This is a genomic window from Lentilactobacillus sunkii DSM 19904, assembly GCF_001435575.1.
Lineage (GTDB): Bacteria > Bacillota > Bacilli > Lactobacillales > Lactobacillaceae > Lentilactobacillus > Lentilactobacillus sunkii.
On record NZ_AZEA01000006.1, the window covers coordinates 66100 to 78219 of the forward strand.

General features: G+C 42.9%; 11 protein-coding genes and 1 riboswitch. Of the genes, 4 read left to right on the top strand and 7 right to left on the bottom strand.

Translation table 11 applies throughout. The annotated features are described in order from the left end of the window. Positions 1 to 83: 83 nt before the first annotated feature. Positions 84 to 1829 (bottom strand): phospho-sugar mutase, encoded by a 1746-nt coding sequence (locus FD17_RS05705; RefSeq protein WP_057824504.1) that lies wholly within the window; start codon positions 1827 to 1829, stop codon positions 84 to 86. Positions 1830 to 2029: 200 nt separating this feature from the next. On the opposite strand from FD17_RS05705, the gene FD17_RS05710 reads away from it, so the two are divergent. Next, positions 2030 to 3037, top strand: coding sequence for a LacI family DNA-binding transcriptional regulator (locus FD17_RS05710; protein WP_057824506.1), 1008 nt, complete (start codon positions 2030 to 2032; stop codon positions 3035 to 3037). A 57-nt stretch (positions 3038 to 3094) separates the two neighbouring features. On the opposite strand, the gene FD17_RS05715 is transcribed toward FD17_RS05710, so the two are convergent. Then, positions 3095 to 3934, bottom strand: coding sequence for a DegV family protein (locus FD17_RS05715; protein ID WP_057824508.1), 840 nt, complete (start codon positions 3932 to 3934; stop codon positions 3095 to 3097). Between the two features lie 137 nt (positions 3935 to 4071). On the opposite strand from FD17_RS05715, the gene FD17_RS05720 reads away from it, so the two are divergent. Both FD17_RS05720 and FD17_RS05725 read left to right on the top strand, forming a co-directional pair. Beyond that, on the top strand, positions 4072 to 4386 hold the full coding sequence (locus FD17_RS05720) for a DUF7671 family protein (RefSeq protein ID WP_057824510.1): 315 nt from the start codon (positions 4072 to 4074) through the stop codon (positions 4384 to 4386). 76 nt (positions 4387 to 4462) lie between these two features. After that, positions 4463 to 5287, top strand: a complete 825-nt coding sequence (locus FD17_RS05725) for a hypothetical protein (protein ID WP_057824512.1) — start codon at positions 4463 to 4465, stop codon at positions 5285 to 5287. A 98-nt stretch (positions 5288 to 5385) separates the two neighbouring features. Here FD17_RS05725 and spxB read toward each other — a convergent pair whose 3' ends face one another. The 3 genes from spxB to allB all read right to left on the bottom strand — a co-directional run bounded on the left by spxB (position 5386) and on the right by allB (position 10056). Further along, positions 5386 to 7188 (bottom strand): pyruvate oxidase, encoded by a 1803-nt coding sequence (gene spxB / locus FD17_RS05730; RefSeq protein WP_057824513.1) that lies wholly within the window; start codon positions 7186 to 7188, stop codon positions 5386 to 5388. Between the two features lie 166 nt (positions 7189 to 7354). Then, positions 7355 to 8671 carry an NCS1 family transporter gene (locus FD17_RS05735; RefSeq protein WP_057824515.1) on the bottom strand — a complete coding sequence of 439 codons (1317 nt, stop codon included), beginning with the start codon at positions 8669 to 8671 and terminating at the stop codon, positions 7355 to 7357. After that, the gene (allB, locus tag FD17_RS05740; protein WP_235803180.1) at positions 8668 to 10056 is read right to left on the bottom strand and encodes an allantoinase AllB; all 1389 of its coding nucleotides are present in this window, start codon (positions 10054 to 10056) and stop codon (positions 8668 to 8670) included. The genes FD17_RS05735 and allB overlap by 4 nt, the downstream gene beginning before the upstream one ends. A 163-nt stretch (positions 10057 to 10219) precedes the next feature. Then, a riboswitch (TPP riboswitch) is annotated at positions 10220 to 10308 on the bottom strand. Positions 10309 to 10435: 127 nt separating this feature from the next. On the opposite strand from allB, the gene FD17_RS05750 reads away from it, so the two are divergent. Next, entirely contained in the window at positions 10436 to 11206 is a 771-nt protein-coding gene (locus tag FD17_RS05750; protein ID WP_057824521.1) for an SDR family NAD(P)-dependent oxidoreductase, read from the top strand. 215 nt (positions 11207 to 11421) lie between these two features. On the opposite strand, the gene FD17_RS05755 is transcribed toward FD17_RS05750, so the two are convergent. Both FD17_RS05755 and FD17_RS05760 read right to left on the bottom strand, forming a co-directional pair. Then, entirely contained in the window at positions 11422 to 11643 is a 222-nt protein-coding gene (locus FD17_RS05755) for a P8 family protein (RefSeq protein WP_013728841.1), read from the bottom strand. An 86-nt stretch (positions 11644 to 11729) separates the two neighbouring features. Then, complete coding sequence (locus FD17_RS05760; RefSeq protein WP_057824522.1) at positions 11730 to 12107, bottom strand: glycine cleavage system H family protein; 378 nt, start codon at positions 12105 to 12107, stop codon at positions 11730 to 11732. Between the last annotated feature and the right edge of the window lie 13 nt (positions 12108 to 12120).

Below are 12120 nucleotides of genomic sequence, written 5' to 3' on the forward strand. Positions count from 1 at the left end.
CCCTTACATAAAATAATTGTAGCATTTTTGGCAATAAAAAAGTCGCTGAATCCAATTAGATCCAGCGACTTTCCATATTCAAATTAGTTATTAATCAATTTATCAATCATCTTATCAACGGCATCCACGTAACTGGCAAGCTTCTTGTCAGCGGCGTCTTGACTCTTGTCGTCAACTTCCAGGTAGAACTTCACTTTAGGCTCAGTTCCTGAAGGACGAACGGCCAGCCATGTTTCGTCATCCAACCAGTACTTCAATACGTTGGATTTAGGCAGGTCAATGGCTGTCTTCTTACCATTCTGATCAGTTAATTCAGAAGACTGGTAGTCAGCGTGGCTCAATACTTTGTGACCGTTAAATTCGGTCAATGGGTTGTCGCGGAGTTCAGACATGATGTGAGCCATCTTGTCTTTACCGTCTAGGCCATCAAATTCTTTGGCGATGGTCTTTTCAGCGTAGTAACCGTACTTCTTGAACATTTCTTGGACGCCATCGTACAAAGTCTTGTTCTGGCTCTTGTAGTAAGCAGCAACTTCTGCCAGCAAGAGAACAGTTTGAATGGCATCCTTGTCACGGACGAACGGCTTGATCAGGTAACCAAAACTCTCTTCAAAACCAAACAGGAAAGTGTGATCATGCTCAGTCTCATAGTGATGAATGGCTTCGGCAATAAACTTGAATCCGGTCAAAACGTTGTTGGTGGCAACACCGTATGATGCAGCAATCTTAGGTGCCAAATCGGTTGAAACAATTGATTTCACAATTGTTCCGTCAGCTGGCAGGTCGCCGGCTTTTTTCTTGGCTGCCAAAATGTAGTTCAATAGAACACTGGCAATTTGGTTACCGCTTAACAGCTGGTAACTGCCGTCAGGTTGACGAACAGCACAGCCTAGACGGTCGGCATCAGGATCTGAAGCAATCAAGACATCGGCTGAAATCTTCTTGCCGAGCTTGGTTGCCAAGTCAAATGCTTGTGGGAATTCGGGATTTGGAAATGGTGTTGTTGGAAATTCGGGATCGGCAATGGTTTGTTCCGGCACAACGACATAATTCTTGAAGCCGGCCTCTTCCAAGGCACGACGGGCGATGACTTTACCGGTACCGTGAAGTGGTGAGTAAACGAACTTCATATTGGCACCGACGTTCTTAATGAGGTCCAAATCAATATTAACGGTCTTAACCTTGGCAAGATAGGCTTGATCAACGGCCTCACCAATCAAGTTCATGATTTTGGCTTCACGCAGGTCTTGTTCCGGCGTAACATTGATGGCGAATAAGTCACTGTTCTTACGAATGTATGAAGTGATCAAATCAGATTCCTTTGGTGGCATCTGACCGCCGTCTTGGCCATAAATTTTAAAGCCGTTATATTGCTTTGGATTATGGCTGGCAGTAATCATGATCCCGGCATAGGTATTCAGATGACGAACAGCAAATGAGAGTTCAGGGGTAGGGCGAATGTCGTCGAAGACAAAGGTTGGAATGTGGTGATAACCCAATACCTTGGCAGATTCATGAGCAAATTCTTTTGAATGGTAACGTGAGTCGAAGCTGATCGCAACCCCGCGTTTTCTGGTTGCTTCATCTAAAGTATCCATGAATGAAGCCAATCCTTCGGCAGCTTGGCGAACAGTGTAGATGTTCATCCGGTTGGTTCCGGCACCAAGCACACCCCGCATTCCGGCAGTTCCAAATGAAAGGACTGTTCCAAATGCATCGGTTGTTTTATCTGAATCATTTTTCATTTTATTTAAATCAAGCACAAGATTTTCTGGTAAATTAGGTTGTTTAACCCATTGTTGGTAAGCGTCTTTAATTTTGTCGTCCACGACATGACCCTCCTTATATTTAAAATCAACTTAATTATAGAAATTTACCAGGCATCCGTCAATAAGTTTACTAGCCAAAAACGTTAATATAACGGAATATCCTTGACATATCAAGGTAAAGAACATATATTTATTTTAGTAAATTAACTAAAACGATTTGACACATAAAACAGGCATTTATTTCACGGAGGGGTGAGATCATGGCAACAATCAAGGATATTGCGCGTAAAGCCGGGGTTTCGATCACCACGGTTTCACGAGTATTGAATTATGATAAATCATTATCTGTCAGTGACCTGACTCGTAAGAAGATTTTTCAGGCTGCAGAGGCGTTAGATTACACAAAAAAGAAACGGTCGAGTTCCACAAGGGACAGTATCGCAGTTGTTGAGTGGTACACAGAGCAACAGGAACTTGATGATTTATATTACTTATCAATCCGAATGGGTGTTGAGAAGCAGGCGGAGCGTTACCATTACAAGGTTAAACGCTACTTTGCCGGTGACGCATTAACCGGAACTTCTGACATTAAAGGAATTGTCGCGATTGGCAAATTCAGTGATGAGCAGATTCAAGAAATGCAACAGGTCACGGACAACGTCGTCTTCGTTGATTTCGACACTTTGGCAAAAGGGCATGACTGTGTCGTCACCGACTTTGATAATTCTACCAAGTCAGTTCTAAATTACTTCATTCAAAACGGCTTGAAGCGAATTGGCATGATTTCTGGAGTCGAATATAGCAGTGACCACCAACTAAAGATCACTGATCACCGATTTGACGTGTTTAAAAATTATCTACAGAAGCGCTCTTTATACGATCCAGCTAATGTGTTTGTGGCCGACTACACCCTGCAGTCAAGTTATGACTTGGTCGATAAAGCACTGAAGAGCTCTAAAGAAAGCTTTCCCAACGCACTGTTTGTTTCCAATGATGCAATGGCAATTGGGGCGTTAAAAGCTCTCAATGAGAATGACGTCAAAGTTCCGAATGATGTCAGCTTGGTCAGCTTCAACGATACCGCTGTGGCCAAATATGTCATTCCATCATTGACTGCGGTCAAAGTTAACACTGGTAAAATGGGGGAAGTTGCGGTCCGACTGTTGGAGATGGTGGATGCCAATCCGGATGGTGAGGAACACACACCAGAAAAAGTGGTAGTGGCAACCAAGTTGAATGAACGTGAGAGTGTCCGTAAATTAAAATGAAAAATAAATAGGACTACGGCAGAAGTGATTTTGTCGCAGTCCTATATTTGTTAACACTTATCCAAGCAAATAGGTAACCCCAGTTGATTCCCGACCAATAAACGTGGTCATTTCTGGATTTGTCGGAACAATGGAGATTGGTACGAATGGAAATTCGTTGGTCAGCATGTCCCTTAGAAATTCAGCACGGACCGAGGTTCCTGAATGCAGGATACTTAACTTAACAATGCAGTCATCATGCATCAGTCGAAATTGATTTTTCCAAAATTCATTCAGTGACTCATCCTTCGAACCATGGGCCAGTAAATGAAAATCATTATCTTTGAAATTAAGCATGTAAGCTGTGTTGGCATGTTTACCCAAGAACCCTTGGAGCTTGCTGATGATGCGGTTGTTGACGATCTGCTGGTTGTTGCGTACTGAAAAGAAGATTCTGGTATTGTCGCGGATCTTTGCCATCTGTGGCAAAATCTCTGTAATTGATTGGTTTTTGGTTACCAGTTGGCCAGCCTTCAAAACCTGATAGGCTAATCCTGCTGCGGTCACCCGACTGTTAACCACCGTCACCTCACTGGTGGATTTGCTGGCAGCAGTTTTGGCGTTATTATAAGAAGATGATAGTTTATCACTCAAGTGAATGGATAGAATCTGGCTGCCATCTTCTCCAAGTTCATTAAAAATTTTAGTTAGTTCGGCTACGGAAATATCGCCAATAATTGGTTTGTTTTTACAAGAATCAAATAGTTGAAGAAACTTTTCACTGCTGATCTTATTGACGTAACCGAAGACTTTTCCATCCATTAGAATTGGCGGATTCAACACATGAATCCCATAAGTCTGGATGTCAGCATTTGCGATGTGTGCCGCCGAGTCTGTTACAATTTTTATATTTTTCATCTCATTCACCCCCGAAACCAAAAATTCATCTACACTATTATTGTATAGTATAAGTTAGTATAATTGTTATGTTTATGAAAAGATTAGATTTTAATTCTAACTTTATTCATAATTTAGTCACGAAAGGTGTGATTCACATGAAAGGCAAGTACGAGGTCAATCAATATATCGGGGTGCCTTTGGAAACGGACGACTCTGGAAATTACCAAATTAAGCTGGATGAATCCGGTGATTTTAAATTACATAGTTGGCGAACAGGTAAGCATACCAAGGGCAAGTTCAAGAAGGTTGGTCAAATTTTTATCACTGAAAACAACTTGATGGTCGGTATTATCAAGGCCATCCCGGTTGCCTTTAAAGATCGCCATGATTATACGCCGCTTCAGCGGTTTACCAGCGAATATGTATCGGATGAAGTGTTGAAGACAGGGGAGAGGAAATTAACTGACTAAACATTTCACCCTTTTAGATAATATTATGAAGTGTTTATTGGTTGAGATCGATAATGGTTTTGGGGAGGGATGTTCCATGGCTAAAATTACATTAATGCTTAGAAATATAATGATTATTGTGGGCATTATCATAATTGGGTTAACGGTAATGCCATCTAAAGTCCAAGCATACAGCAATCTTGGAGATAATATAAACATAGATTACGTTAAGCTAAAGCGGCCAATGTTCACCGGTTATTATACGAAGGTTAGCGGGCACAAAGGCCACCGGATTATTACACCGAAGGGAACCATTATGCAGGTGTTGGGGTCTTCAGCCAACACAGTTGGTTTGAGCTATGGGTTAATCAGTTATCAAAAGCAACAGCACATTTATAAGCCGACTCATCCTGCGAATTACAACACGCCTCATTACAATACCAAACATTTCACACCGTATAAGCTCAAACTCCCAGTTCGGGGTCTCCCTTTGCAGAGCGGCATAGGATACACTAATTCGAAAAATGACAATTACAAACCAATCTTTTACATCACAATGGACGGATATCTGCAATATTATTCTAATGCCCGTTTAAAGCATTACGATGTTAAAAATATTTTCGAGTCAAAGTCAGGTTCTCAGTATGAAAATCCGCTCTGGCGGATAAAGCCAACAACCAGCGTAAAAGTTAATCATTTTAAGACCATTGGCAAGACATCCTATGTGTACTACAAGAAACCGATAAGAGGTCTGAGTGAAAAGAAAGTTTCTTCGAAGTATTATCGATTGTCTATCAGAAAAGGAATTAACGAGAGTGAATCTTGGCACTACGGAGATTCAACTTGGACTGTTTGGTGGACTACTTACACTGTTGGTGACCGACCATTTTATTTTATTCGTGAACAGGAAGCAGATAGCTAAGGAGCTTTTTGCAGTGGATCATAGACAAAATAGTAGGAGGACTTCACAAAAGTGAAATTCTCCTCTTATTTTTTCATATCTACATAAGCAATTCGAAGTTAGAAACCGCCTTGACTGTTTTCACCATTATTGGAAGAAAGACCAAATTCTGACAAAAATTCGGCAAATAGTTTCAAGTCCTGTGCTTCATAACGTTTCTTGAAGGTGTCAATTTCATCGTTATCGAATTTTTCAGGATCCAGCTTAAGATTTTCAACTGGAATTGGTCGATCCCCTGAGATAACTGCGTCGATTAGGACCGGCTTATCTTTGGCGATTTCCTTTGCTTTTTCGAATATGCCTGCAAGATCTTCAATCTTGGTTACCCTAAATCCCTTCATATTAACCGCTTCAGCAACTTTGCTAAAGTCAATATCATCGAACTCAACACCGATATAATCGTTTTGATTGGTGTCTTCCTGCTCGTCTTTGATAAAGCCATATTGCTGATTGGTGAAAATCACGTTAATTGCGGGTAAATGATATTGAACTTGAGTTACCAGATCCTGCATAGTCATCGAAGCACCGCCATCACCAGCAAGGTTGAAGACTTGGCGGTTGGGATAATCCAGCTTTGCTGCGATCGCCCCTGGAATGCTGACACCCATCGTTGCAAATAGATTTGAGGTGAAGTGGCGATTCTTTGGTGTTAATTTCAAGTGACGGTTGGCATTAAGATTGATATCACCAACATCAATCGAGAAAATCGCATCGTCTTCAGCAATATCATTAATTGCTTTGAGCACTTGATAAGCTTGTAATTGACCAAATTGTTTGTTCTCCAGCATTGAAAGATAATCTCGCCAATTTTGGATGTTGGCAATATTTGCCTGCCACCAAGGCGATTCCTGTCGTTCTTCTACTTGACTGATAATTTCCTTTAGCGCCAATTTGGCATCGGCTAAAATGGCAATGTCAGCTTCATGACGTTTACCCAATTTTGATGGATCAATGTCGATTTGGAGAAAATGAGTTGTGTTTTTGAAGGCATTTGAGACCTCTGCAAACGGATAATTGTTTCCAATGAACACAACCGTATCTGCCTCGGAAAGGGCTTCGTTTGCCGGCTTTTGAGCAACCCGATTTGCCGACCCCAAGTAAGCCTGATAACTGTCCGGAACAATCGACTTCGCTGGATAAGTACTCAGAAGCGGAATCTTCAATTTTTGACTTAATTCGACCAGTTCATCACCGGCACCAGTTGCACCGATGCCGTAGTAGACAACCGGGCGCTTTGCGGCGACAAGCTGCTGAGCCAAGTCGCTTAATAAGCTTGGATCAGGCTGTGGCAGCAAAGGCTTTTGGTGGCTCGATGCCGAAGCATACCAATCACTTTGCTCGATTTCCTGCCATGGCAGGTCCACCGGAATTTGGACAACCGATACAGCAGAGTTGGCATATGCGCGGCGAATGGCTTCATCGATAACATGAGGGAGTGTTTTTGCACTGACAGCAGTCACGTTATACGAACCTACGTCGGCATAAATTGGGTTCTCGTTCATTTCCTGGAAGGTATCCATATTCATTCCGGATGTCCCAAATTGACCAACTAAAGCTAATACGGGCACATGATCTTCACGAGCATCGTATAAACCGTTTAATAAATGTGTTCCACCAGGTCCGGCTGAGCCAAAACAAACCCCGATCTTACCGGTTAGTTTTGCATCGGCCGCTGCGGCCATTGCGCCAACTTCTTCATGACGAACCTGAATATAGTGGATCCGATCCTTTTCTGCGTCAAGTGCATCCATCACCGAGTTAAAAGAGCCCCCTGGAATTCCGTAAAGATGGTCGACTCCCCAAGCCTCCAGAATCTTAACTAGTGCAACCCCTGCAGTAATTGTTGATGTTTTATCAGCCAATCCTATGCATCTCCTTAAATTCTCTTGAGCAACAGCTTGCAATTTAATTGTGCACAATTAATAATTTAAGATTACCATATGGGATTAACCATTGCAATCGCATACATCACTGAAAGGTTGCCAATTTACTTCACTTAATTTAACCAAATATACTATAGTCAGTTGGTTAGTCGAATTGTTGATTGTATTTCGTCACCCACAACGTCAGCCACGAAACCGCAAAACCAATTGGCCAGCTCAGGTTGACCCAAATAAGGGCCAAGGCGGCACCCAGAAAGAGGGCAATGATGGGTGGTAGTGATGCTGATAACTGATCGTCTTGATAAAGCTGCGGGACATTCACCTTTTGATGGCGCTTGAGGTAGTATTCGTTCAGAATAATCGCCGTCATGGGTCCTAAAAATGCAGAATAGATTTTGATAAATATCGTCAGCCCGATTGACGAACTGTCTTGAACTAAAAGCCAAGGGCAGCTCAGCCCCGCAAGAACAGCAATAATTACGAGTGCGGTTCGCTCTGAAATGTTCAACCAGGCATTTAGAACATATGTCGGGGGAATAATGTTGGCCACAAGGTTGGTAAGAATGGTGCCCAGAACAATGAATGCCGACACAACAATTGTGATGAGGTTATTGTTGAACAAATGTGCCATCGCATGGACCGGACTGGATATTCCGGTCACAACTGCCAATAATGCGCCGGTTAAGAGCGTTAATCCATAGCCGGTAAATATTGGGATGAAATATAACACAGCGCGCCGTTTGTTCGACAAACCGGGTTTTAATTCTCGAGAATAATCGGCTGCCGATTCGAATATGGCTGTGTAGTTGCCAAGAAAAGCAACCACAAAGCCCCAAAATGTCAGTCCCCAGCTTCCCTTTACCGCAACCATACGATCAATGAAGAGATTGCTTTCTTGAGAAAACAAAAAGATCAGTGTGGTGATCAAAGCAACGGCCATAACCAGGGAGGCCCAGACAGAAATGGTTTTAATCGAACGAAAGCCATTCATGGAAAGCAGTGTTTGAATAATCAACAGCAGGACGAAGAAAACAGCAACATTGTTATAACCAGTGAGGATAGTCGTAATTTGATTGAAAGCCAACGCGCCGGTCCAACTTTGAAATCCATACCACACAATAGCGGGAATTCCACGCAGTAAACCGGCCAGTTTGCCTCCTTTTGCCCCAAAAGTCATTTGCAGCTGAATGACATAAGGTGATCCGGTGTAATAGCCAAAATGATCGTTTAGAACAAAAATCACGGTAATCATTGATATTGCCAGTCCAGCAGCAACTATTGTTTGGAACAGGTTCATGCTTGCAACTCCGGCGACCACAATTGAGGATCCCAGGGTCACGTTGCCAATATTAAAACCATCGCCCAACCACATTGCCATGTAAGATAGTTGGCCAATGTGGCGCTGCTCTTCTATCTTTGGCTTCAAATCTGAAGCAACCGTCAATGATTTCTCTGTGTTCATGAGGAGAGGCCTCCGATTGAATGCGGTGTTAATACTTTTCCAATTGGATTTCCGGTGAATCCGCCAGCCAGGGTGTAGATAATCTTGCCGCGTAAAATGGTCATGGTTACCCGATCATTAATTTCGAAGCCTTCATAAGCGCTAATCTTATTTTTATAAAACAGATCGTTATTCTTGAGGACATAGGATTGGTTGAGGTCTAAGAAGGTGATGTCTGCGTCGTATCCGACTTGAAGTTTACCTTTGTTGAGGATGCCAAATAGCGCCGCTGGTCTTTCTGCCGTCATTCTGATGAAGTCCGTAACTGGCAGTCCATGCTTGGTAACAGCTTGATCATAAAGAAGGTCGACATTGTTTTGACAGCCACTGATGCCACCCCAGATGTCAAAAATATTGTTAGTGCTGCTTTCTTTCATAGACATTGGAGCGGGTGAGTGGTCGGAAGCGATCGTATCGATCTCGCCCTTAAAAAGTTTTGACCAGAGTCCTTCGACAATTTCAGGATCTCTTAGTGCCGGTGAGCACTTTGCCAATGGTCCAATTTGTTCAAACTTGTTACGGTCCAAGATCAAGTAATGCGGGCAGGTCTCACAGGTAACTTTTAAGCCGGCGTCTCGTGCGTTTTTGACTTCTTGCACGGCGGCCGGGGTTGATAAGTGGACAAAGTGAAGCTGGACGTTAGTCTGTTCCGCTAAATAAATGGCTCGGCGGACTGCTTCAACTTCTACGAAAGGTGGGCGGGAGTCGACATAATCCCGGATCGAAGTTTTTCCGGCGGCAATTTTCTCGGCTGCCAGTCCGTCCGTAATTGTGGCGTTCTCGGCGTGAACCAACAGTGGCAGACCGGTTTTGGCAATTTCCTGCATCCCTTCCAAAAGTTCCAAGTCGTTGACGTTTTTGAAGTCCCCAGGTTCATCAGATCCGGTGGTTGCCATGAATGCTTTGTAACCAAAGGCGCCGTCATTGCCCATTTTGCCGATCTCATCCAGGTTACCCGGGACCAGACCGCCGTATAAACCATAATCAATGTAAGATTTGTTTTCTGCAATCTTTGTTTGGCGTTTGAATTCTTTATCGGTTGTTCGGGCGGGGAGAGCATTTAGCGGCATGACCAACATGGTCGTGGTTCCACCGGCTGCTAGGGCTTGAGATCCGGTATGGTAATCTTCCCAGTCACTTCTCCCCGGTTCGTTAATGTGGACGTGATCATCGATCATTCCTGGTAAGATCATTTGACCATGGGCATCAATGACTTCCTTAGCGTGAGTTGCCAATCCGTCACCGATTGCTGCAATTTGGCCGTCTTGAATTGCCAAATCAGTATCGAGTACGGCGTTGGGAGTTGCGACATGACCATTTGTGATAACGAGTGAATATTTCATCATTTTTTCCTCCAGTAATTTTGCCTGCATTGGGTATCAAGGGTGCCATTGGGGGTTAAACAGCCCATGAGTGGCGGGAGTTGGAAAGCAAAATAAAAACTCCAATCTCAAGTAACACAGAGAAAGGAGTTTGACCTACAACGGGATAGTTGAATCATCGAAAATAGGTTCTCGATTGTTGTCTTCCTCCGACAGTGCAAACTGCATCAGGTTCAATGGGTATTTCTCAGCCAAAAGGCACCCCAGACAATTCTTAATTTGAATATAGCAATTATTGCTGAAAGAAGTCGGAAAAGCAAGCAAATATAATTGAACAAAATAAGCTGAGAAAAGTTCATAATAAAGATATTGGTGAATTAATAAACATTGGAGGTTGATGAACATGGTATTTAACAAAGATAGTTTCTCCCTTGTAGGTAAGGTGGCCCTTGTAACTGGCGGTGCGTCAGGCTTGGGGCTCAATTATTCCATTGCGCTTTCCATGTATGGAGCAGATGTATTCATTGTCAGTCGGTCGCAAAAGGGTTGGGATGAGGCCCAAAAATTGGTTGAAAAAAATGGTCAACAAGTTGGCTTTTTACAAAAGGATCTGACTGAAGACGGCGCAGCTGAAGAAGTGATTCAAGCAGCGTTGGCCAAGTTTGGCCGGCTGGATATTTTGGTTAATAATGCCGGGATGCAAATTCGAAACAATGTCTTGGATTTTAAAGACGAAGATTGGCAGAAAGTCATTAATCTGAATTTGAATGCGTTGTATTATTTGTCCCATGAAGCGGCTAAAGTGATGACCAAGCAGAAAAGCGGCAAGATCATCAACGTTGGTTCCATGCAGTCGTATCGGGCTGGCAAATTTATCTTTCCGTACACTGCCAGTAAGCATGGCGTTTTAGGGTTGACCAAAGCATACGCAGACGCCTTGGCACCCTACAATATCCAGGTGAATGGCGTGGCACCGGGTTATATCAAAACGGATATGACTAAGCCCCTTCAAGAAGATCCTGTACGTGGCCCTGAAATTAAATCCCACATTCCTTCTGGTGAGTGGGGTGTGCCAGAAGAGTTGATGGGTCCAGTTGTTTTTCTGGCCAGTCATGCATCGGATTATGTGACCGGTGTGATGTTGCCGGTTGATGGTGGATATTTGTTGAGATAGGATCGCAAGAATAGGAATACCTTTTGTTCCTATTGTTTTGAAACTATTTTGATGACCAGCTGTAAGCTTGCTTGGTGATAACCCGGATGCCAGCTTCTGAGTTATGTCCCAAGTTCCATTACATTGTTCCACAAAAAAAGATCCCCCGCCCTAAAGCTGGGAATCTTTGAATGCCTACACGAAACGAGTGCGGGTATTTTTAATTAGCTGTCGAATTACTTTTTGAGTAATGCTTCAGCCTTGCTCTTAAGATCATCAGTTGACATGTTCATGTAAGGTTCAACATCTTTTTCGGTCTTGAGGGTATCGTGGTCGTTTTTCTCCATGTAATAGTCCCAAATAGCATCACGGACTGGTAATTTTTGATCGCTCCAGTCGAATGCTTCAGACATCATTTTGTTCAATAATGGAGATTCTGCACCTGGTTCTTCTGCCATAAAATATTACCTCCTTCTATTTGATCTAACTTCATTATAGTTCTTTTTTGAGAAGTGGTTAAATATTTGTTTGATTTATTCGAAATCTATTTTGCAGGAGCCACTTTAACAATCCAGTTTACTTGTGGATTAGGGTCGTTGAGCTGTTCAATATCTTTGCCGATATCTTTATTTCTTTCAATAATTTTACCGGAAATTGGCGACTTCAAAGTTTCCACCGATTTGTCACCTTCGATATCCAACAAGTCATCATCGGATGCCAGGTTGTCCAGTTGGTTGGGAAAATCGGCAAACGTAATTTTACCCATCAAGTCATAAACCGATTTGTCGATTCCCAACAGGTAGTTGCCATCAGCGCCCTTTGCATACCAGATGCCGTCTTTAACCTGAACGTCAGTATAAGCAGGTTGTTTCTTCCCAGTAAAGAAATTAATAATTTTTTGCCAAATTGAAATTTTTGCCATAATGACACCGCCT

Excerpts from the sequence above, each read along its gene's own strand:
- FD17_RS05710 (WP_057824506.1), top strand. The coding sequence starts at position 2,030 with ATGGCAACAATCAAGGATATTGCGCGTAAAGCCGGGGTTTCGATCACC.
- FD17_RS05715 (WP_057824508.1), bottom strand. The coding sequence starts at position 3,934 with ATGAAAAATATAAAAATTGTAACAGACTCGGCGGCACACATCGCAAAT.
- FD17_RS05720 (WP_057824510.1), top strand. The coding sequence starts at position 4,072 with ATGAAAGGCAAGTACGAGGTCAATCAATATATCGGGGTGCCTTTGGAA.
- FD17_RS05725 (WP_057824512.1), top strand. The coding sequence starts at position 4,463 with ATGGCTAAAATTACATTAATGCTTAGAAATATAATGATTATTGTGGGC.
- FD17_RS05735 (WP_057824515.1), bottom strand. The coding sequence starts at position 8,671 with ATGAACACAGAGAAATCATTGACGGTTGCTTCAGATTTGAAGCCAAAG.
- allB (WP_235803180.1), bottom strand. The coding sequence starts at position 10,056 with ATGATGAAATATTCACTCGTTATCACAAATGGTCATGTCGCAACTCCC.
- FD17_RS05750 (WP_057824521.1), top strand. The coding sequence starts at position 10,436 with ATGGTATTTAACAAAGATAGTTTCTCCCTTGTAGGTAAGGTGGCCCTT.
- FD17_RS05755 (WP_013728841.1), bottom strand. The coding sequence starts at position 11,643 with ATGGCAGAAGAACCAGGTGCAGAATCTCCATTATTGAACAAAATGATG.
- FD17_RS05760 (WP_057824522.1), bottom strand. The coding sequence starts at position 12,107 with ATGGCAAAAATTTCAATTTGGCAAAAAATTATTAATTTCTTTACTGGG.